14 protein-coding genes and 5 pseudogenes are annotated in these 21,889 nt (G+C 64.5%); 11 read left to right on the top strand and 8 right to left on the bottom strand.

What is annotated here, in order from left to right; all coding sequences use genetic code 11:
* Window positions 1–176: 176 nt before the first annotated feature.
* The 7 genes and pseudogenes from FHS00_RS07950 to FHS00_RS07920 form a co-directional block, all read left to right on the top strand.
* On the top strand, window positions 177–809 hold the full coding sequence (locus FHS00_RS07950) for a nucleoside/nucleotide kinase family protein (RefSeq protein WP_183471589.1): 633 nt from the start codon (window positions 177–179) through the stop codon (window positions 807–809).
* Between the two features lie 127 nt (window positions 810–936).
* Window positions 937–1,110: pseudogene (locus tag FHS00_RS07945) on the top strand (transposase); the annotation flags it as partial.
* Between the two features lie 81 nt (window positions 1,111–1,191).
* Window positions 1,192–1,536 (top strand): annotated as a pseudogene (locus FHS00_RS07940) (IS110 family transposase); the annotation flags it as partial.
* Window positions 1,537–1,617: 81 nt separating this feature from the next.
* Window positions 1,618–1,911 carry a transposase gene (locus FHS00_RS17965; protein WP_183471585.1) on the top strand — a complete coding sequence of 98 codons (294 nt, stop codon included), beginning with the start codon at window positions 1,618–1,620 and terminating at the stop codon, window positions 1,909–1,911.
* Between the two features lie 8 nt (window positions 1,912–1,919).
* Window positions 1,920–2,492 carry an IS3 family transposase gene (locus FHS00_RS17960; RefSeq protein ID WP_425486039.1) on the top strand — a complete coding sequence of 191 codons (573 nt, stop codon included), beginning with the start codon at window positions 1,920–1,922 and terminating at the stop codon, window positions 2,490–2,492.
* A gap of 249 nt (window positions 2,493–2,741) precedes the next feature.
* On the top strand, window positions 2,742–3,821 hold the full coding sequence (locus FHS00_RS07925) for an IS110 family RNA-guided transposase (RefSeq protein ID WP_183471581.1): 1,080 nt from the start codon (window positions 2,742–2,744) through the stop codon (window positions 3,819–3,821).
* 16 nt (window positions 3,822–3,837) lie between these two features.
* Window positions 3,838–4,152: pseudogene (locus tag FHS00_RS07920) on the top strand (transposase); the annotation flags it as partial.
* Window positions 4,153–4,624: 472 nt separating this feature from the next.
* Here FHS00_RS07920 and FHS00_RS07915 read toward each other — a convergent pair.
* From FHS00_RS07915 to FHS00_RS07900, 4 genes are all read right to left on the bottom strand, one after another.
* Window positions 4,625–12,988, bottom strand: a complete 8,364-nt coding sequence (locus tag FHS00_RS07915; RefSeq protein ID WP_246391178.1) for a glycoside hydrolase family 94 protein — start codon at window positions 12,986–12,988, stop codon at window positions 4,625–4,627.
* A 287-nt stretch (window positions 12,989–13,275) separates the two neighbouring features.
* The gene (locus tag FHS00_RS07910) at window positions 13,276–13,413 is read right to left on the bottom strand and encodes a hypothetical protein (RefSeq protein WP_183471577.1); all 138 of its coding nucleotides are present in this window, start codon (window positions 13,411–13,413) and stop codon (window positions 13,276–13,278) included.
* 344 nt (window positions 13,414–13,757) lie between these two features.
* The gene (locus tag FHS00_RS07905) at window positions 13,758–14,246 is read right to left on the bottom strand and encodes a hypothetical protein (RefSeq protein WP_183471575.1); all 489 of its coding nucleotides are present in this window, start codon (window positions 14,244–14,246) and stop codon (window positions 13,758–13,760) included.
* Window positions 14,247–14,477: 231 nt separating this feature from the next.
* Window positions 14,478–14,831, bottom strand: a complete 354-nt coding sequence (locus FHS00_RS07900; RefSeq protein ID WP_246391176.1) for a hypothetical protein — start codon at window positions 14,829–14,831, stop codon at window positions 14,478–14,480.
* A 292-nt stretch (window positions 14,832–15,123) separates the two neighbouring features.
* On the opposite strand from FHS00_RS07900, the gene FHS00_RS07895 reads away from it, so the two are divergent.
* The gene (locus FHS00_RS07895; protein WP_183471573.1) at window positions 15,124–15,549 is read left to right on the top strand and encodes a hypothetical protein; all 426 of its coding nucleotides are present in this window, start codon (window positions 15,124–15,126) and stop codon (window positions 15,547–15,549) included.
* Between the two features lie 266 nt (window positions 15,550–15,815).
* Window positions 15,816–15,950, top strand: a complete 135-nt coding sequence (locus tag FHS00_RS17870; RefSeq protein ID WP_281372285.1) for a hypothetical protein — start codon at window positions 15,816–15,818, stop codon at window positions 15,948–15,950.
* A gap of 55 nt (window positions 15,951–16,005) precedes the next feature.
* Here the strand turns inward: FHS00_RS17870 and FHS00_RS07890 are convergent, their stop codons facing one another.
* Window positions 16,006–16,782 (bottom strand): Crp/Fnr family transcriptional regulator, encoded by a 777-nt coding sequence (locus FHS00_RS07890; protein WP_183471572.1) that lies wholly within the window; start codon window positions 16,780–16,782, stop codon window positions 16,006–16,008.
* A 109-nt stretch (window positions 16,783–16,891) separates the two neighbouring features.
* Here FHS00_RS07890 and FHS00_RS07885 point away from each other — a divergent pair, with 109 nt between their 5' ends.
* On the top strand, window positions 16,892–17,128 hold the full coding sequence (locus FHS00_RS07885; RefSeq protein ID WP_183471571.1) for a hypothetical protein: 237 nt from the start codon (window positions 16,892–16,894) through the stop codon (window positions 17,126–17,128).
* A gap of 779 nt (window positions 17,129–17,907) precedes the next feature.
* On the opposite strand, the pseudogene FHS00_RS07880 reads toward FHS00_RS07885, so the two are convergent.
* A pseudogene (locus FHS00_RS07880) lies at window positions 17,908–18,126 on the bottom strand (transposase); the annotation flags it as partial.
* 117 nt (window positions 18,127–18,243) lie between these two features.
* Here FHS00_RS07880 and FHS00_RS07875 point away from each other — a divergent pair.
* Complete coding sequence (locus FHS00_RS07875) at window positions 18,244–19,275, top strand: IS110 family RNA-guided transposase (RefSeq protein ID WP_183471570.1); 1,032 nt, start codon at window positions 18,244–18,246, stop codon at window positions 19,273–19,275.
* Window positions 19,276–19,583: 308 nt separating this feature from the next.
* Here FHS00_RS07875 and FHS00_RS07865 read toward each other — a convergent pair.
* Window positions 19,584–20,390 (bottom strand): annotated as a pseudogene (locus tag FHS00_RS07865) (IS30 family transposase); the annotation flags it as partial.
* Window positions 20,391–20,551: 161 nt separating this feature from the next.
* Window positions 20,552–21,637, bottom strand: coding sequence for a penicillin-binding protein activator (locus FHS00_RS07860; RefSeq protein ID WP_183471567.1), 1,086 nt, complete (start codon window positions 21,635–21,637; stop codon window positions 20,552–20,554).
* Between the last annotated feature and the right edge of the window lie 252 nt (window positions 21,638–21,889).

The following is a 21,889-nucleotide window of genomic DNA, read 5'->3' as shown; positions in this document are numbered from 1 at the left end:
GGCCTGGGGATCGGTGAATAGGTAGTTCAGGCCTGTGATACGTTGAGAGACTGATCGATCGCTGCTTCGAATGGTTCGATGCGGGGATCGACCAGGCGGGCGAGATCGTCATAGTGCCGCCACAGCTGGCCATCGAAGACCCTGCCACACCAAATACGACTGAGGAGTGAGTTGGCATGACCAAAACCACCACGATCGAAGCGCTGTCCGAGCGGCTTTCGACGATGGCACGGGGACCGCGGCGCTGCTTCGCGGCACTGACCGGTCCCCCAGGCGCTGGCAAGAGCCACGTCGCCGACGAGCTGATGACCCGCCTAGCCGTGACCGCGCCCGGCGCAACGGCGATCCTGCCGATGGACGGCTATCACTTCGATGACATGTTGCTCAACGCACGCGGCGATCGGCCGCGCAAGGGCGCGCCGCATACCTTCGATGTCGATGGCTTTCACGCGATGCTGACGCGCCTTGCTGCCGATGACGGGCGCGACGTGGTGGTTCCGGTCTTCGACCGCAGTCTCGAAATTGCCCGCGCGGGTGCTCGCGTGATCGAAGCCAAGACGCGCCTGATTCTGGCCGAGGGCAATTACCTTCTGCTGGACCGCCCCGGCTGGGATCGGCTTGCGCCGCTGTTCGACCTGACGGTGATGATCGACGTGCCCGAACCGGTACTGCGCGATCGCCTCGAACGCCGCTGGGCCAGCTTCGCACCAGCCGAACGTACCCGCAAGCTTGAGGAAAACGATCTGCCGAACATGCGGGAGGTGTTGCAGTCGAGCCGATACGCAGACCTGAGATTGTTCAATGGATGAGGAAGACCGAGCACTCAGACTGGAGTCATCGCGCTGCGGGCCAAGGGAATGTAGGTGCAGAGCGGCGTTGTTGCAGAACTCCCGGCCCGACGGTTCACACAGCGGATCAGCCGCTTAGGTGGGTGGCATGACGAAGCCCATGTCTGCCCGCTATCACACGACAAACTGGTCTGCTTACAACGCGGCGCTGCGCAAGCGTGGCTCTCTGCTGATCTGGCTGGACCGGGAGATGACGTGGCTCGCGCCGCACGAGGGACGGCCGGGACGGCCCCCGGTCTTCTCCAAAGGTGCGATCCAGTTCTGATGGGGTGGACACCCCCGCCCGACGGCATCGATGTGCCAAGGTGGTGATGTTGAAATCGCCACAAGGGAGGAGGCATCCATGGAGAAGATTACCATAGTCGGGGTCGATCTGGCCAAGAACGTCTTCCAACTGCACGCTGCGGACCGTGAGGGCCGAGCTGTCATGAAAAAGCGGGTCGCGCGCTTGCGCTTCCTATCGATCATGTCGCAGATCGAGCCTTGCGTCGTGGCGATGGAGGCCTGCGCGACCTCGCATCATTGGGCTCGAGCATTGAACGCCATGGGCCACGAGGTTCGGCTGATCCCGCCGATCTACGTGAAGCCGTTCGTGAAGCGCCAGAAAAACGACGCGAATGATGCCGAGGCCATCGTCGAAGCAGCCATGAGGCCGTCGATGCGCACGGTGCCGGTCAAATCGAGTGAGCTGAGGTGCTCCCCGGTTTCAGGGCACTGACGTAAGCTACGATTTGCTGTCTGCTGATCTTCACCGACGAGGAGATCAGAGATGTCGAAACGCAAGCAGCACGCGCCTGCTTTCAAGGCCAAGGTCGCGCTGGAAGCTTTGAAAGGCGAACAGACGGCCGCCGAGCTGGCGAGCCGGTTCGGGGTGCATCCCACGCTGATCCATCAGTGGAAGCGGGCTCTGCTCGAGGGCGCTTCAGGGGTCTTCGAGCGGGGCGGGAAGAAGACGCCCGAAGTCGACGAGACGCAGGTGAAGGAGCTGCATGCCAAGATTGGCGAGCTGGCGGTCGCCAACGATTTTTTGTCCAGAAAGCTCAAGCCTTGGGGCGGGACGTGAGGCGCGGCATGATCGAGCGAGACCATCCGACCCTGTCCGTGGGGCGGCAGTGCCGGCTGCTGTCGCTCTCGCGGTCGTCGTTCTACTACCGGCCAGCCGGGGAGACCGAGCTGAACCTCGACCTCATGCGGCTGATCGACGAGCAGCTTCTCGAAACGCCGTTCTACGGCGTGCGGCAGATGGCCCGGCATCTGCGCAACGAGGGCCACGCGGTGAACGACAAGCGGGTGCGGCGGCTGATGCGGCGCATGGGCCTCATGCCGATCTACCAGAAACCCAACACCAGCAAGCCTGCCAAGGGGCACAAGCGATACCCATACCTGCTGAGGGGGTTGCGCGTGGAGCGGCCCAACCAAGTCTGGTGCGCCGACATCACCTATCTCCCCATGCGGCGCGGCTTCCTTTATCTCGTGGCGATCATGGATTGGCACACCCGAAAAGTGCTGGCCTGGCGCCTGTCGAACACGATGGAGGCCGAGTTCTGTGTCGAGGCGCTGACCGAAGCGATTCAGCGGTTCGGCTTGCCCGAGATCATGAATACTGATAGTCAGAAGATGGTTGTCAGTTCTCGGGTGGTCTGACTCAAATACTGATCGCCCCCGGTAGACTGGCGCCGCAAGGTGCCTCGGTGCGGCCTGACCCGCACTCAGATCGACCGGCGTGTCTTTCCCTGGACCTGTCGGCCGCCCGGGAGCGCCCTGCGGTGAGGCTCTGCCTCGGCCATTGCCTGTGACCCGAGAAGGGCCTGACCTCACTGGTCTCGTGACTGTCCTGTCCATGCATCGGTCTGCGGCGGCGCCAGCAGCTCAACGCAATCCGGGATCTGAGCCATGGACAACCACACGAGCCTGACCGCCGACGTCACTGGCGGTGTCGACACCCACAAGGACCTCCACGTTGCCGCTGTCGTCGATGAGCGTGATCGGGTTCTTGGCACGCGCAGCTTTCCCACCACACGCCAAGGCTATCGCCAGATGCTTGCCTGGATGCGCTCGTTCGGCAGGCCGGTGCGCGTTGGCATCGAGTCGACGGGCAGCTACGGGGCGGGGCTGCTGCGCTTCATGCAAGCGGCCGGCATCGAGGTGATGGAGGTCACGGCGCCGGACCGCCATGATCGCCGCAAGCGTGGCAAGAACGATGATTTGGACGCGCAGAACGCTGCGCATGCCGCATTCGCAGGCCACCGCACTGTGACGCCTCGCAGCCGTGACGGGATGGTGGAAGCTCTCAGGGTTCTAAGGGTTTGCAGGAAAACGGCAGTCAATGCGCGCCGCATCGCCTTGCAGATGATCCAGAACACGATCATCGCGGCACCGGACGGATTGCGCGATCAGCTTCGTCAGATGACGCGGATGCAGCTGATCCGGACGCTCGCGGCGCTGCGGCCCGACCTCACCACTTACCGTGACCTCGAAGCTGCCTACCGGATCAGTTTGAAGTCCCTGGCCCGGCGGTATCTGGAACTGCACGACGAGATCGCCGATCTGGACGTGATGATCGGCGCCATCGTCAACGAGTTGGCGCCCGAGCTCTTGGCTCGAAATTCGATCGGTCAGAACAGCGCAGGCCAGCTGCTTCTTACCGCAGGGGACAATCCCGAGCGTTTGAGATCGGAAGCCAGCTTCGCGGCACTCTGCGGCGTCAGCCCTGTCCCTGCCTCGTCGGGGAAGACCGTCCGGCACCGCCTGAACCGGGGCGGAGACCGGGCCGCGAACAGTGCCTTGCACATCATCGCCATCGGACGCTTGAGAACGGATGACCGGACCGAGGCCTATGTCGCTCGCCGCGTTGCCGAGGGCCATTCCAAGCTTGAGGCCATTCGCACCCTGAAGCGCTACATCGCACGCGAGGTCTACGGCGTGATCATGCAGCGTCAGAAGCAGATCAACGCCACCGGCATCGCCGCTTGACAAACAGAAGGGCGTCCAGGGCAGCCAGTTCACGTCCTTCGCCTGGACCGACCTGCTCAGACGCGCCGGCGTCCGCATCTCGATGGACGGAAAAGGACGCTACCTCGACAACATCTTCATCGAGCGGCTTTGGCGCACCTTGAAATACGAGTGCGTCTACCTGCACGCCTGGGAGACCGGCTCGGAGGCACGGGCCGGGCTCAGGAACTGGATCGATTTCTATAATCGAAAGCGCCCGCATTCCGCCCATGGCGGCCAGCCGCCGGCAGTGGTCTACTGGCAGAGAAACCCCACCATCCAACCCGATCAGCAGGAGCTAAGAGTAGCTTAGAAGGCGCCAGATCCTGTCCAGGGATCGGGGAGCACCTCACACATGCGAACGATCCGCCGAGCCTTGGCGGATCATCCTCGCAAACCAGTCAACTTTTTGAAAACACGCAGCATATAACACGCCGCCAACTTATCAGGTCGCAGAACCGATAAAGCGCATCAACACCACCCCTGACGCATATCATGGAATGGCGTATTCCCCGCATGCTTTTAGAGAAGAGCCGGCGCAGCATCCCACTGCCTCCCGCCTCATGACTGCCTCTGGTTCAAAGCTGTTGGGATAAACAATCGGGCGATGGAAAACAGCGTGCGGTTCGAAATGACCGATAGACAGTGTCCTCTGGCGCCTGTCCAAAAACGAAGCGCTGACACACCTGAGATTTTTAAGTCCATATAATGCCTTAGTCAGTTTTGGGTACTCCTTGCACGGAGGAGCCCACCGACGCAGTCGCTCCACAGCGTGATCATCAATGCTATACGCAGAATGACTCGGTCCTATGTGCCTCCGTCCCATCCACCTTGATGACGAGGCTACCGTCGTCGCTGCGCGTCACATCGATTTCGTGAACCGTCCCTTCGATCTTCAGGCGAGCTGAATAGCCCGGCCACGCGTCCGGCAGGTTGGGGCGCACGGTGATCCGGTCTCCAGACTTGCGGATACCCAAGATGCCCTCGACCGCAGCACGATAGAGCCAGCCGGCGGAGCCCGTGTACCAAGTCCATCCGCCACGGCCCCGACGCTCACCTTCGGAATAGATGTCGGCCGCGACGGCGTAGGGCTCGGTCCGGTAGGTCGCGACAGCGGCCGGGTTCAGCGCGTGCCGGATCGGGTTGAGCATGGAGAAACAGTCATGCGCCGCCTCGCCCTGCCCCATCTCGGCCAGCGCATAGACCACCCAAGCCGCGGCATGGGTGTACTGGCCGCCGTTCTCGCGCACACCGGGCGGGTAGCCCTTGATGTAGCCCGGCTCCTGCGGGGTCCGAGCGAAGGGCGGCGTGAACAGGCGGATCAGCATGGCTTCCCGGTGCGGAAGATGTGCCAGCACGCTCGCCATCGCCTGCGCGCTTCGCTCCGGATCGGCGAGGCCCGACATCACGCTCCAGGACTGGGCGATGGAATCGATGCGGCATTCCTCGGATGTCTTGGAGCCCAGTGGGGTGCCGTCGTCGTAATAGCCCCGGCGGTACCATTCCCCGTCCCAGCCAGCCGTGTCGAGCGCTTCGCGTAGCGACTTCAGATGGGCGGCCCAAGCGTCGGCACGGGCGCCGTCCCCCCGCTGCGACGCGATCGCTCCCAGTCGGTCGAGCGCATGCGCGAGGAACCAGCCGAGCCAGACGCTTTCACCCCTGCCCGCCTCGCCGACACGGTTCATGCCGTCGTTCCAATCACCACCCAAGATCAATGGCAGACCATGGGCGCCGGCGCGGCTGATCGCCAGATCGAGGCCGAGCGCCGCGTGTTCGTAGACCGATGCAGTTTCCTGCGCTGTCTCAGGCTGGAAATAGGCGTCATGCGCGCCCTCGGGGATCGGCGGCCCCGACAGGAAGGGCAGCTCTTCGTCGAGCAGGGAGACGTCGCCCGTCACATCGACGTAATGGCACACCGCATAGGCGAGCCAGACGCAGTCATCCGATATTGTGGTCCGCACCCCTGCCCCGTTCTGCGGCAGCCACCAGTGCTGGAAATCTCCTTCGATGAACTGCCGCCCCGCGGCGTTTAGGATTTGTCGCCGGGCCAGGCCGGGATCCTGCCACAGGAAAGCCAGCGTATCTTGCAGCTGGTCGCGGAAGCCGAAGGCGCCGCTGGCCTGGTAGAACGCCGAGCGCGCGCGCAGGCGACAGACGACGCCCTGATAAGGCAGCCAGGCATTGACCATGAGGTCCATCGCCGGGTCCGGCGTCTGGATCTGCAGCGTATCGAGAAGCGGTGCCCAGTCCGCCGCCGCCGCGTCGCAGGGATCTAACCACGAGTCCCGCTCCGCCGCGAGGTGGCGACGGGCAAGTGCCCGCACCTCCCCCGCACCCGCCCCGTCGCCCAACAGGAAGCTCAACCGCGCGCTTTGGCCGGGTTCGAGCACCAGATCGGTGGCAATTGCGGCGCAGGGGTCGCCATGTGTTTCCATCCCGTTGCCCAAGGTCAGGCCGCGCATCACCGCCTCGGGTCGCCAGACATCGCCCCCGCCGAGAAAGCGGCCCCGATCCGCAGTGAAGGCGGCCACCGGCTCCGAACAGGCGAGAAAGGCGACACAGCCGGGAAACTCGATATCGAAAGGGTTGCAGGCCGTCATCAGGCCCGCGGCCGGATCGGCCCGGACCGCGACGAACGGCGCGGTGTGGGCGCGGTCATGACCAAGCACCCATTCGGCATAGCCGGTGATGCGCAGCCGCAGCCGCCGCTCTCCCGTGTTCTTTAGTTCCAGCCGGGACAGCCGCACCGGATCTTCGGCCGCCACACGGTGTGTGAGCGTCATCGCGAGATCGCCGCCGTCGCGCCGGAACTGGCTGTAGCCCATGCCATGCCGGGCCTCGAAGCGCGCGCCTCCTGCCGTATCAAGGCGCGGCAGGGGGTTGAACATCATCCCCGTGTCGCGATCGACCACATAGATCGCCTCGCCGGGCCGGTCGATCACCGGATCGTTGGACCACGGCGTGAGCTGATGGTCCCGGGAATTGACGCTCCAACTCGACATGGCGCCATCGGCGGAGACCTGGAAGCCGAACCGCGTGTTGGCGATCACGTTGATCCAAGGATGCGGCGTGGGGACGCCCGCCTCCGGGCGAACGACGTATTCGCGCCTCCGAGCGTCGAAACCGCCGATTCCGTTCCAGAACTCCAGACCGTCGCCGCCTCGGGGCTCGGGCGGTTTCTGGCTAAGATCCGGGCGGGCGACCTCGTGACGAGCGCGCCATCCCGGTCGAGTTTCGTGGTCGGGCCGCGCCTCTGCATCGGGTCGCTCACGCCCGGTCAGACGCGCCGCGCGTCCGAGTTGGACAGAAAGCCGCCCGTTGCGGGCGTGGAACACTGCGCGGCTCGCGCCGAGCAGGGTCTCGCAGGTCGCCTCGTCCATCAGATCGCGTCGGAGCGCGAAGACATGCGCGAGACCGCCGCCCATCAGGGCGCGGTGCCGCGAGCTGGCGCAGATCGTCTCAATCGCCGTCTGGAGATCCTGCGCGTAGGAGGTTGCGTGCTCGTTGAGGATCACGAGGTCGATCAGCAGGCCCCGACTGCGCAGGTATTCATGCGCCCTGAGCGCCTCACGCAGCACCTCGATATCCGCCTCGGCATCGATGCGGATTGTCAGGATCGGCGCGTCGCCCGAGATCGACAGGCGCCACAGCATCGACTGCGCGCCGAGGCGCCGCGCATCCGGCGCGGCCCCGAGCGACCGGTCGGGCAGCACGAAGGAGGCCGCGAGGGTCTGAAAGATCGCCGCTTCGGCCGGATCGACGCCGACATGGTGCAGGTGGATCTGTGACCGGGTCCAGGCGTGCATGGCTTCGCGGTCGAACGCCTCGGGATGCATGTAGCGGGCGATGGAGGCCTCTGCCTCGGCTCGGCCGGGGGCTGCAAGGGTCCAGAAGACCAGCCGGATCTCCTTGCCCGCCGGGACCCGGACCTTGCGGCGCAGCGACAGGATCGGGTCGAGCGTGTAGCCATCCGACGGCTCCGCCCCGCCGAAGAGCGGAGCGTCGGGGTCGAAGGCTGCGGCGGTGCGCAGGGTCCGGCCCCGCCCGATAAAGCGGCGGCGGTCGGTCTCGGCGCTGGTGATCCGGCCGCCGCCGAGACCGGCAAGAAGATGCGCCACATGCATGTCCGGCTCGTCAGGGCTGCGCTTGTTGCGCCAGGCATGGATCACGGCGCCGGCTTCGGCGATTTCGGTGCGGATGAACATCTTGGAAAAGACGGGATGCGCGGCGTCGGACCGCGCCGGGGCAATCACCGGCTCGGCATAGGAGGTGACCTCAACGATCCGATCGGTCTCGCCGTCGTTGCACAAGGTCAGGGCGCGGCCCTCCGCATCGACCTCGGAAGCGACGATAACGTCGACGCGGCTGCGCAGCGTGCCGACTGTCTTGTAGAATTCGGCCTTGCTGTCGGAGAACACGGCATGCGCCGTCTCGCCCGGGGCGGCGCGGGGCGCAGCCGTGGCCGACCACCAGTCGCCGGTCTCGAGATCGCGAAGGAACAGGAAGCTGCCCCAGACTTGTTCGACCTGATCCGGGCGGAACCGCGTGACGGCCAAGCCGTTCCAGACCGCCGATCCGGCGCCCGTGGCGGTCAGCGTGACAGAATAGTGCCCGTTCGACAGCAGGTTCACGGCCCGCCCGGCCCGGGCCGGATCGTCGATCTCGCGCAGTGCCGCGCTGGTCAGCTGCGCCGAGCCGGTAAGGCGCACGTTCTCTTCGGTCAATGCGACGATCACCGGGACCTCATGCGGCGAGCGTTCCTGCAACAACAATTCGGCCGCCTCGATCACCGGATCGCTGTGAAACCGCGTCCGCATGAGCCCCTGCGACACGACGTTCGCCACCGCGACGATCGACATGCCTTGGTGGTGCGCCATGTAGGTCCGGACCACCGCATGACGTGCGCCCTCGGGCAGCCGCGCCGGTGTGAAATCGATCGCATCGTAGAAGCCGTAATCGCCACGCGCGCCCATGTCGCGTAGTCGTTCGAGATTGCTCACCGCCGCGCGGGGGCGATACTGGCTTGCCAGAAGGCTGGCATAGGGCGCGATCACCAGATCGCTGGCGAGGCCGCGCTTCAGCCCCAGCAGCGGCACGCCGAAGTTGGAATACTGGTAGGTCATCTCCCGGTCGCGCGCGTTGTAAGCGGCCTCGGAAATGCCCCAAGGCACCCGACGGCGGCGGCCGTAATCGATCTGCGCCTTGACCGAGAGCATGTTGGACTGGTTCAAAAGCCCGCCTGTCTGTTCCTGCATGACAAGCGGGGGCATCAGGTATTCGAACATCGAACCCGACCACGACATCAGCGCGCCCCGCGCTCCGACGCTTACCAGCTGGCGGCCGAGCCGGAACCAGTGCTCGTTGGGCAGGTCGCCCTTGGCCACGGCGAACAGGCTGGTCAGCCGCGCCTCGGAGGCGAGAAGATCGTAGCAGGAGGTGTCGAGCTTGCCCTCCCCGGGGTTGTAGCCGATCGACAGCAGCCGCTGATCGGGCTGCATGAGGAAGGTGAAGTCCATTGAGAAGGCCAGCTGGCGTGCCTGCTCGGCGGTCCGCTCGAGCCGCTCGCGCAGCGCTTCGGTCGCGGGCAGGCCCAGCGTGGCATCCGTCAGACCGGCCTCGCAGACGGTCTTCAGTCGTATGGCCCAGTGCCGCACGGCCACAGCCCGCTCACCGTATTCCGAGCCGAATCCAAGGGCGAGGTTGTCAATGTCTTCGGCGATCGCCAACAACGTATGGGTGCGGACCGAGGCCGCCTCGGGCGCGCGGCGCACCGTCTCAAGCGTCCGCTCGAACCCCGCCAGCCGCTCCTCCAGCCGCTGGCGCAGGGGCCGGATCGTGCGACGGTCGTCCGGCACGTCCGCCAGCTCCTCGCGCAGAATCGAGGCGACGTCGCCAATTCCCTCGACGCCGGTCCACAGGTGAACATAGGGTGCCGCCCCCCAGTCGCGCAGCGCTGCCGACAGCGTCACAAGGTGCCCCGCAAGATTGCCGCTGTCGACGGTTGAGACGTATTGCGGCAAAAGCGGCGCGAGGCTCCGCGTGTCGTACCAGTTGTAGAGATGCCCGTGCAGGGTCTCCATGGATGTGACGGTGGCGAGGGTCTGCTCGATCCGCTCGATGCAATCGCGTAGCGCGATCCAGCCGAAGTCGCGCGCAGAGATGGTGGCAAGCAGGTAGAGACCGATATTGGTGGGCGAGGTGCGGCCCGCCACGACCGGCTCGGGGTCCTCCTGAAAGTTGTCCGGCGGCAGCCAGTTGTGCTCTTCGGTCACAAAGCGGTCGAAGTATTCCCAAGTGCGACGCGCGATCCGGCGCAGCGCCGCGCGATCGGCCGGGTCGATATCGAGCCGGTCCTCGGTCTCGGCCGAGCGGCTCACATACCAAGCGACGGCGGGCGCGAGGCTCCAGGCGAGCCCGAAACCTAGCGCAATCGGCAACCCCGGAGCCGATATCAGATAAAGCAGCGTCAGGCCGGCAAGAAGAACCAGCACCGGCCAGAGCATGATCCAGTAATAGGACAGCAGACCCGGAGCGGTGACTGGACCGGAGGCCCCGACGCTGCGCCATTCCAGCAAGTGCCTGCGGCTGATGAAGACGCGGTACAGGCTGCGGATCGCCGCATCCGACATCAAGGCCGCCGCGTGCGGGATGAACAGGATCCGCAGGCCGACCTGCGCGGTCGCCGCGGCCACGTCGACAGCAAGCGAGCGCAGATGCGTCCGCGTGACCATGTCGACGGCTGGCGGCAGACCCGATCGGATCAGCTGCAAGGTCGGCGCTACGAACAGGCTGAGGATCAGAAACAATTGCCACACCAGCGCCGAGTCCCGTCCGAGCAGGATCCACCCGCTCACCGAGGCCGCGATCCAGAAGATCGGCACGAGGATCCGCCGCAGGTTGTCGATCATCTTCCAGCGCCCGAGGGCACCGATGCCCGACCGGCCCAGGATCAGAGGCAGCAGCTGCACGTCGCCGCGTGCCCAGCGATGCTGACGCGCCGCTTCGACCTCGTAGCGAGTTGGGAAATCCTCGATCAGCTCGACATCAGTTACCAGCGCGCAGCGGGCGATCGCCCCCTCAACCAAATCATGGCTCAGGATCGCGTTCTCGCCGAAAGCATGGGTCAGCACTCTGCTTACCGTATCGACGTGGTAGAGCCCCTTGCCGGTGAAGGAGCCTTCGCCCAGCAGGTCCTGATAGGTATCTGAGACGGTGAAAACATATGGATCGAGCCCGCGGTCGCGCGAGAACACCCGCTGGAAAGTCGACGCCTCGGCCCCGGTGGTGAGCGACGGCGTCACCCGTGGCTGCATGATCGACCAGCCGCGCGTGACTCGCCCCGTATCGTGGCCGAGCACAGGGTGATTGAGCGGATGCGCCATCTTACCGACGAGCTTGGTCACAGCGTCGCGGGTGAGACGCGTATCGGAATCGAGCGTCATGACGTATTGGATGCTCTTCGGCAGCGCCGCATCAGTGGGCAGGAACGAGGTATCGGCATCACCGCGCAATAGCAGGTTCAGCTCGGTGAGCTTGCCGCGCTTGCGCTCCCAGCCCATCCAGACGCCCTCCGACGCGTTGTATTGCCGGGCACGGTGGAGCAGGTGGAACCGCCTGCGGCCGTCATGCGCGTAGAGCCGGGCCAGTCTGTCGATCCGATCGCGCGCATGATCCAGAAGATCCGCGTCGTCTGGAGCCGCTTCGGTCGGGCTGTCGGACCAGTCGCTGATCAGGGCGAAGGTCACCTGCCCTCTCGGGTTGGCGAGGTAATGCACTTCGAGATGCCGGCACAGGTCATCGATCGCATCGCGTGATGACAGCAGGCAGGGCACGACCACGAGGGTAGCCGCCTCCTCCGGGACGCCGCAGGGAAACTCGAAGCCGACAAGCCGGACCGGCCCCTTCAGCAGCGACGCGGCGAAGTTGAACAGCCCACTCGCTGCCTCGCTGGCGGGCAAGGCGGCGAGGAGGCACAGCAAGAGCACCTGCCACGTGGAGAGCCCCGCGAGGCTCAGCGTCACGATCCCGGCCGCTACGATGAGCACGGTCAGAAGCAGGATCGGTCCCGCCACGGCCAGCCAGCCCAGCCGCCGGTAGCCGCGCTCGGCCCGCCTCTTCAGCGGCAGGCGCGCCCCGAGATCCCGCTCGAGCCCGGGACGGCGCGGGCCGACTAGCCAGAACCCGATATCGGGCTGCTCCGGGTGCGGCACACGGGCCTCCGCGCCGCCTCGGCCCTGCGCTTCGGCCTCGAACAGCCGCAGTGCCGCCTCCACAACCTCAAGCTCGCTATGACCCGACTGCCGAGCCAGTTCCTCGACCACATTGCGATACTGGTCGCGGGACTTGAAATCGAGCGCCGCGAAATTGGATCGTTCAGCAAGCGCCGCGTCGACCAGACTGACCGAAGAGAACCACTTCATCCAGTCCAGATCGTCGATGGTGCGCAGGCTGCGGATGATGCTGGCGATCAGCACTGTCACCGCAGACTGATGCGCTTCCTCCGCAATCAGTACCTCCTCCGCATTGCTGCCACGACGGATCAGCGCTTCGTCAAGCCAATCGATCGCCGCATGGGTCCGCTCGGGAGCATCGCGGAGCCGGTAGAGCAGCTGACTTGCGAAGCTGTCGTCCTCGCAGACGGCAATCTCATCCTCGAGGAGGCCCCGCTCCGGCGCGCCATTCAGCGCGACGATCCGGTCTGCCAGACCATTCGCGCGATCGCGCATGGTTCGGGCCCGGTCGATACGCTGCGCGAGACTGGCAAACTCCTCGATCAGAATGAAGCGCAGCATGGACGGCAGAGCCCAAAGCTCGCCGATCAACAGGGCGTCGATGGTCTGGTAGCCATTGATCATCGCGGTCAGGCGGGCGGCATCGAATTCGAACGAGGAATGCGACGCGAACTTCCACGCAAAGGCGACCACGCGCGGCGCGGCGTGCCCTTCCGAGATCGCAACCTGCGGAAGCTGCCGGACGTAGCGGGGCGGCAGCGCCTGTTCGACCTGCCGAATATTTTCGTCTATAAGGTGGAAGTTGTCGAGCAGCCACTCTTCAGCCGGGCCGATGAGCTGCTCTCCCTGCGAGGCACGAAACACCCTGCGATAGATCGTGGCGGTCTGCTCACGAAGCTGCCGGGCGCGTCGCGGCATGACCGCTCCGAAGCCGACCGGAACCTCAACGCGGGATCGCCCCGCGAGATCGCGCCCGAGTTCCGCAAGTTGAAGGTCCGACAGGTACTCGCCGATGCCATGGGGCGAGCGTGGTGCTTGGGAAGCATGAAACGTCATCGCGGCCCGCCTTGTCGAAAATCCTATTCAGACGGTCCGCGAAGCCGCCCGAAATGATCGGGCCTTTGCCCGCGCACCTCGACCGGCCACTCGTCGGCCACGCCTCCGGGCGTGAGCCCGCCCGGATCACCCGAACGGCTGCGAACGTCTCAGTTCGCGGGGATCGCCACCGTGGGATCGCCGCCATACCAGCCAAAGACATAGGCGGCGATCACGACGGCACCGATGAGAACGGCGGCGATAATGCCCATGTTTTTGCGAGATTGCGTCACGTTCATGTTGGCCATGTTAGTCTCCTGCTTCGATCTCGAAGCTGATTGCGATGTGGTTGGCGCGGATGCGCCACGATCCGCGCATTGCGCGCGGTAGTGATTGGAAGGGGATGAGCTCTGCGACGGCAAGAAACCGGCTCAGTGCTTCTCCTTGAGTTTCGGCGCCGCCGCGTCGCCGAAGGTCCGCTCGACGGCGCGACCGGCGGGGCCTTCTCCTACTTTGGCTTCATCGCTGACTTGCTGCTTCGCTGCTGTCTCTGGCACATGCCTTCTGCTCCCCCTTGTTGATCGACCCGGGCTTGAGCAAGCGCCGGATATGCATCATGCCACCGTTTGGACAATCAACTCGACCTATGAGGCTACCGTATCGGCATGCCCTCGTTCTCGGCCGACTGGATGGCAAGCCTGTCAGCAACCGCCCTGACTACCTTGGGCACGAAAGAGCGGTCAGCCGTCTTGGCAAGACGCGGCTCACGGGGGGGCGGGCATGCATAAAAGCGCCGAAGTTCCGCCTCCGAAACCTCGTCGGCCTGCATCAGCAGGCGCACGAGTGGGTCGGCCAGCATGCCCTCAAGAAAGGCATGCCTCAGGTCCGTGTCCGAAAGACCGTCCTTCATCAGGGCGAATTCCAGATCGGCCAGCGACACCGTCAGGCTGCGCGACAGTCCGGGATGCGTACCGCATGGGTGCAGGTGAACACGGACTGACGCCTTCCAGCCCGCGGGGTCCAGATGATCGAGAGGAGCCGCCAGCTCAGTCTCAAGGTCGTACTCTCCTGCTGGCAGCGTCTCGTAGAAGCCAGGAAGTATGAACGCACGCGAGAAGGTCGCCGTCGTTCTGCTGAGCATGTCGCCAGACGTCGCCTTGGGCTCGGCTTCAGAGTTCAAGACTTTTTTGGCGAATGGGCCGCATGGTCTGGTGCCGGGACAGAGTCTTTCGCGGCGGGACTCTGTGGCGGGCTTTTGGCCTCGGACGATTTCGGCGCCTGGGCCGCCTTCTTTGACAGGTCTTTGAATGACATCGCGCGTCTCCTTTTCTGCGCTACGGGATGGACGATCCAGCAACCCGGCTCGTGTTGTTCAGCCTGGAGAGCTGCCGGCTCGCCGGGCGGCCTTGGCCGCAAGTGTCCGGTCGTGATCGAGAGCAGCCTCCAGTGCTTTCTGGGCGATCGGGCGCGTCTCCGAACTGTCCGCGCGTTGCCCCCTGCCCTTGACGCTCAGGTAGGTGCCGGTTCTTCGATAGGCTTCGAAACTGAGACCTTGAAGGAGCTCTTCTTCGACGACCACCACGTACTCGCCTTCGGGCAGCTCGTCCGGATAGCCGGAGATGCGGAACGGATGGGTAAACGTCACCACCGACGTGGAGGATCGCACGGTCATCTCGAAGCTCTCCCGAATTGCTGACAGGCATTGCTCACGCCAGTCGTCGGTCAAGGGCCATGCCCCTACCAACTGACAGAAGCACCTTACGACCCAGCCCTGCTGGTGAGGCTGATCGATGTTAGCGTGGATCGAAGTTTCTCAAGAAGTTCACGAGATGGATGCCACCCCTCAGTGTCAGGTGTTGCACCAGTATGGGTGACTGATCTGCATCAGCGCGCCCTTGCGCCTTTTCTGCAAGAGTGAGCCATTCCACACCCGGCTGCTTAGAGAGGCATCCAGAAATCCTGCTTCTTCCACGGGCAGTACTGAGCTTGAACCGGTGTGCTTATGAAAGGTTATCGACATGACCGAAACAGACCAGCTTCATTCCGCCCCGAGTGATTGCGATCGATTTCTCTTTGCTCCGGTAGGTGAAGACAAGAATGGCTATGTCGTGACCGTCCTGTCGACCTTCGCTAGGCTCGGCCTCGATCCCAGAACAGAAGCCTCGAATCTCGCGGCGCTGTCACGACCGGCCGCGCGCGAACGACTCGATCGGCTGCTGATCGGATTTCTCGATGTGCCAGCGCTCAGGCAGGGGCATGGGTCCACAGCGAAACGCTTGGCTTCTCTTCTTCCCGAACGGATGCGGACCGGAACCAACCTGCGTGACGATGGGGCGCAGGGAGGAGTTCGTACGAAGCTCGAATTGCCTGTCTTCTGGCTACTCATGATCCTGCTGGCGCTCGTTCAGATCCTGTACTTCGGCCTGTCAGGCGCCGGAGAATGATCCTGCCGTTTCCCAATCTCCAACCCTTTCCAGGCTCGGCGCGAAAACCCATTCCGCCGCAAGAGGCCTTGCTCTGGAGGATCGAAAGAACCCTCTGGGGCCGTAGCCTATCTGAGGCGCGCGCCTCGACAGCGACGGATGCCGTGTTTATTCTTCCTGGTCAGAGTTGTCCCCTGCGAGGGGTCGACGTGTGGACTGGATGGCTGCAAGCCTCGGACTGGTCCTCTGTCTCGTTGTTGGACAGGATATTCACGCGGAGCGGCGGCATGATCCTGCTTGCCTACCGCGTGTCAGCGAACCAAGCGGACAGCGCGATATTCGAGGCGCTCTGCATGTCTTCGTTTCACCTGCGGGAGGGGGACTGGCTGCGGGTCTCGCACCAACAGACTCTTCTGGCCTGAATGCTGAGGCACGGTCTCGGGTGGTTTGTCCACCCAGGCTTCTGTATCGGCATTGTCAACGGAGCAAAGGGCCCATTTGATCAAGGTAGGCCGGATCAAAATCGGCCAAGGCGACGAGGCGTGAGTAATCGTCGAAAGTGACATGGCCGCCCCGGAAGGTCACCAGTTTCTCCTCACGCAATTGCCGGAGCACGCGATTGACATGCACCGCACTCAATCCCAGCGCATCCGCGAGATGGTATTGGGTCAGGGGGCATTCATAGCCTGACTTGTCCCCCATGCCGACCAGCGCCAGACGGGCCCCCAGTTCAAGCAACATGTGGGCCATACGCTCCAACGCGCTGCGCCGTCCCAACCCCACCAAGTGCTCCACGACCATTGCCTCGTCCCGCGACGCCGCCCATAGGACCGCTGTCGCCAAGCGGGGAGTATGCGCAAACGCATCCAAGAGATCCTGTCTCAGAACTTCAGCGGCCTCGATCTGCACGATAGGTTCGATGCCATGGTCAGAAGTATGCAGAAGGATGCTCCGCAAGCCGAGGAAATCACCCGGGATCTGAAAATCGATGATCTGGCGTGACCCATCCGGTTGCGATTTATAGGAACAGACCCAGCCCGATGTCAGGATGTAGGCGGCCTGCTCAGACTGCCCCTGATGCACAAGATCGCGCCCGGCCACGAAGGTCCTGCGACGGCGGTGCAGGCGTGACAGTACATCGAGCTCCGTCGCCGACAAGGCGACGAAGGCGCCAAGCTTGCGCGCGAATGCGTCGAATGAACCGGCCGGCAAACGCCTTCCTCCCCTTTCCAAATGGGCCAAAACTTCAGGCATGAGGGCTGCTTTCGATCAGTTCACCATACCGCACTTTGTGCCAACATGTCGGCATTCAACTAAAACCCGACACGTCCGGTGGCGTCGCTTTCAGAGAGGATATCCCCGCATGACTGATCAGAACGCTTACTCCGGCATGGCCGCGCTCTCGATTTGCGAGGCGCTCCTTCTTGCGCTCAGTGACCGCCAGCTGCTGCCGAAACACGAAATCCTGGGTGTCCTGCAAGACGCGGCGACGACGCATGAAAACGCCACCGGGCCGGGAATTGACGTTCAGACGCACCGCGCAGTAGCCGCTCTCATACGGGAGATCATGATCAATGGAAGCTCGGCACGGCACCCATGAGCATGGATGCAGTCCCTATTGCGTTCAGTATGTTAATTTATTGGACATGAAATTGATACGCTGCTCGACGTGACCGGAGCCCCCGAAATCCCTGCTCCGCCGCTCGCTTTGCCCGCCTATACCGCGGGCTCCGGCACAATCGACCGCCTCGTCGACACAGCCCGCGGCTATGCCGACCACGCGGTCTCCGAGAACACCCGCCGGGCCTACCTGCGCGACTGGACCGCCTTCGCCCGCTGGTGCCGGATGAAGGGCGCCGCCCCCCTGCCCCCCTCCCCCGAACTCATCGGGCTCTACATCACCGATCTCGCGGCGCCCGCGGGCAAGGCGCGCGCGCTCTCGGTGGCTTCGATCGAGGCTACGCGCAGCGCGGAATGCAGCTCGACCGCCGCGACCGCCACAATTCGTCCGTGCTTTTTGGCATCCGCCGCCGTCGCGCCCGGCTACCGTTGCAGGAGAACGCGATCGAGCGATCCGGCTCATCGGCTTCGCCGGGGCGCTGCGCCGCTAGGAGCTGGTCCGGCTCGACCGAGCCAAGGACAACAGGATCGATGGCAGCGGCTGAGTCGATATCCTCGAGGCCGGCGTGCTGATGACACTGCGCGGCAAGACCGGCTGACGCGAAATCGAGATTGCCTGTGGCTCCAGCGAGGCCACTTGCCCGGTGCATGCATTAGAGAGGAGGCTGGCCTTCGCGAAGATTAATTCCGTCCAGCTCGTCACCGCCGTCAGCCAAGACAGAACCCGCGTGTGAATTCAATGCTGGTTGCGACACAGGTTCAGGATAGGTCGAGCTGACGGAGTTCCTCGGCGAAAGCCTCGGCGGGTGTCCGGTAGCCGAGGCAGCGTCTTGGTGTGGCGTTCAGCTGCGCGCTGATCTCCGCCATCGCGTGGTCTGACAATGCGGCGATGGCCGTATCGCGCGGCAGATAGCGCCGGGCGCGCTTGTTCAGGTTCTCGACTGAGTCTTTCTGCCAAGGCGCCTGCGGGTCACAGAACATGGGGTAATCGCTGGGAGCGTTTGCCCCGTGGTCGATGCAGAGCGGGGTTTCCCACCGATATGATCTGGGGAGCGGGCCCGTCAGGCTCGCGACCGCATCGGATGGAGATTGGCCATGACGCAGTATGTTGGACTGGATGTTTCGCTGAAGGACACGGCGATCGCGATCCGCCAAGGCGGCAAGCGGATCTGGCGTGGAAAATGCTGCTCGGATCCCGCCACCATTGCGCGGACGATCCGCAAGCACGCTCCTGATCCGGAGAAGGTTGTCTTCGAGACCGGGCCGCTCGCGACCTGGTTCTTTCACTCCTTGTCGGCGGAGGGGCTTCCCGCGATCTGCATTGAGGCCCGCCATGCCCAGAAAATCCTGGGAGAGACGCTCAACAAGACCGATGCCAACGATGCGGAAGGCCTGGCACGCCTTGCGGAGACCGGCTTTTACAAAGCCGTGCGGGTGAAGTCGTTCGGGGCCATGCGGATCCGCACGCTGGTTGCGGCGCGCGCGCAGCTTCTGGGCATCACGACCCAGCTGTCCAACCAGATCCGCGGCATCATGAAGACGTTCGGCCTCATCGTCCCTAAGAGCAAGGGACGCGTCTTCCTGTCTCGTGTCCAAGACCTGCTGCAAGGGCAGTCCCAACTGGCACAGATCATCTTGCCTCTGGTGGAGGTCTGGCAGGCCGTCCGGGCTCGGGTGTCCGAACTCAGCCGTCAGCTTCTGGCCGCGGCCCGGCACGGGCGGAACACGAGGTTGCTGATGACGATCCCCGGCATCGGAGCGATCACGGCGGTTTCCTTCGTCGCCGCGGTGGAAGACCCGAGGAACTTCCGGAACTCGCGGTCCCTTGGGGCCTGGCTCGGCCTGACACCCCGCCGCTATCAGTCCGGCGCGGTGGATCTCGACGGACACATCTCGCGACGTGGCGATCACCGCCTGCGCGGACTTCTATATGAGGCGGCGACCGCATTGCTTGCGAGGACGCGCGCCGACACGACGAGCGACCTCAAGGTGTGGGGTCTGCAATTGCGCGAGCGTCTTGGTTTCAAGCGCGCGGCGATCGCTGTCGCGCGCAAGCTGTCCGTCATCATGCACACCATGCTGAAGACCGGCCAGCCATTCATCCCGACACGCGAAGGGTTCGCCTGAGAGAACCCTTCGCGCATCAAGCTCAGCGCGTCGATGATCTGACGTGAGGAGGCGTCCCTGTCATGGACGGAGGTCTGGCCAATCCGAGATGCGTGGTAGCAGCTCAAAGAGACTGCGCGCAGAACATGAGGGAGGCCACACCTGCGGAACCCGAAATGCGGCAGCCGCGTGCCGACCGCGAAGACAACCATGCCCCCGACATACGCATGCCCTCCGTCATGGCGAACCGCTGAGTATTCCTGAGCCCATTCTATCGCGCTGCGCTGCAAACCAGTGCGATACGGTCTTCATTGGTTGCAGGGATTGACCGGGCTGCTGCGATTAGACAACCACGCCTCGGTGCCCATTCCCATTCTCAGATCACGCCAGCGGTTGAACTCGATCCCCCCGGTCGAAGGTGATCGAGCGTCGTGCGGATAGGGGCAGAGGCGACAGCAGGGCGATCAGGCGGTTCATCAGATGCTTGGAGCTGCGGGCGTTGTTGCGGAACAGGACGGCATAGCGGGTCCTGCGCTCAACAAGAGAAGCGACGTTGGCCTTGCCCAACTCCTTGCGAAAGATCATCAAATCCCTTCCCAGTCTCCGAACCCACTACGGTCGTTGATGTGATCCGGCCGATTCTGGATCGCGCGTTCCAATGGAAAGACGGGGCTTCGAGGCCGACGGGCATAACGGGGTTTGCGCTGGCGGCGACGCTCAGGCAGGTGACGCGCCAGGTCCTGGCTCTGGCCGTCCTGCGAATAGACGAAGGCGTAGATCGTTTCATGGCAAATGTTGCTGCGATGCTCTTCGAAGCGTAGCCGCCCGGCGATCTGCTCGGGTGACCAACCAGCTTTCAAGCGATCGATGACGGCCTCGCGCAGGGCCGTCATCCGGATCAGTTTACGACGCCTGTGGCGGCGCTCGGCGGCCCGTTTCTGGGCCAGCATGCCGTAGTAGCCGCTGAGATGGGGCAGCTCGTTGTCTTCGAACCGATTACGCTTGAGCTCGCGAAAAATGGTCGAGCGATGACGCCGCAGCACCCGCGCCATCTCGTTCACGGATACTCTGGCATGGCGCCAGCGTTCGATCTTGCGGCGCTCCTCGAGCGTCAGCTGCGCGTAAACACGTCCCATACTGGAAAACTCCTGCTTGATAGGGCATTGTTTTCAAACAAGAGTCGCAGTTGGAAGTAGCGCGCGCCCATAAAGACAACTTATACGCGTAGCGTTCATTATGTATTTATCTTCCGATCGATATGTCGCCGCCACAGGATCAGCCGAGATTTATAGTATCCTCACCCCACCGTGGCGCTGAGTAGCGTGAGCTGAGCCCCCTCAACCCCGAGCACCGCCAGACCGCGCTGGCAGAGCCCTTCTTTCACGAAACGATAGGGTCCCAGCACGCCGCTGAAACCTGCCTCGCGCAACAGCCCCTCGCGGTTCTGCGCGCCGATCCGGCCCAGGAGTCGCGCCATTTCTGCGCCGTCGAAAGTCAGCCCGGCCAGGATCCCGGCTTCGGCATCGGCGCCCGCCTCGCGCGCGAAGGCCTGAGCAAACGGCTCGAAGCGCAGCGGGTCGGGGGCGGCGAACCAGCTGCCCTGCAATTCCGGCGCGTCGACCGGCGCGAAACCGGACCACTGCACGGAGCCAAGAATTTGGACGCCGCTGCCGGCCAGCGCCTGCGCGAAGGGCAACAGCGTGGCGTCCGCGGCCGGCAGGTACACCGCCTTCGGCAGGCCCGCCCCCCCGGCCTCGAGCGCGGCCCGCAGACCGCCGGCCTCCGCGCGCGTGATCGTCGGGCGCAAGGTGATACCAAGGGGCTTGGCCAAGGCCTGCGCCGCCTCGGCCGACCGGGTCCCGAAGGCGCCGGGCGGGACCACGACCGCGACGTCGCGCAACCCGCGCGCGGCGGCGTAGCCGAGGATCGCCTGCGCCGAATGCCGGGGCGTGACACCGAACACGAAGGCCCCGGTGTCGGCCAGCGCCTCGTCGTTCGACAACGCCACGACCGGCACGTCCTTGGGCACCGCCGCCGCGACCGCCGCCGCCTGCGCGCTGAAGAGCGGCCCGATCAGCATCTGCGCGCCCGCCTCCACCGCCGCCCGCGCGGCGCGGACCGCGCTCTCCTCGGTGCCGCCGCTGTCGAGGATCTCCAGCTCGGCGGTGAGCCCGACACCGGTGCCGCCGAGACTCGCGGCCTGGCGCATCGACTGGCCGAGCCGGGCCGCATCCCCGGTCAGGGGCAGCAGCAGCGCCGCCCGGCCGCGCGTGCCGGGCGGCACGCCCTGCGCGCCGCCTGGACCGCTGACGCCGCATCCTGCGAGACCCGAGACGGCCAGCCCCGCCAGGCCGCCAAGGATCCGGCGCCGTGTCGGCGCCATCGTGGCACGCGCCCCGAATGCGGAGTATGGCTGAGCTTCCCTCGGCATCGTCTGCCTCTCCTTCGCGATGTGCCCGGCGCGGTGCCGTTTCGCGGAGATTGCCGCAGATGGGCGCGGCCCCCAACCCCGATCCTCCCGTCCTGGCCCGCAGCCCGACCGGCAGAGGTCGCAGCGTGTCGCGACTGCATCACAACTTGACCTTGCGCGCCGGGGCACGCGGCGCGGCTTCTGCCGTAGGGGCGCGATGACCTA

The organism is Limimaricola variabilis, assembly GCF_014195545.1.
GTDB classification, from domain to species: Bacteria; Pseudomonadota; Alphaproteobacteria; order Rhodobacterales; family Rhodobacteraceae; genus Limimaricola; species Limimaricola variabilis.
Note: the sequence above shows the minus strand (reverse complement) of the source record. Positions and strands in the feature narration are given on the sequence as shown.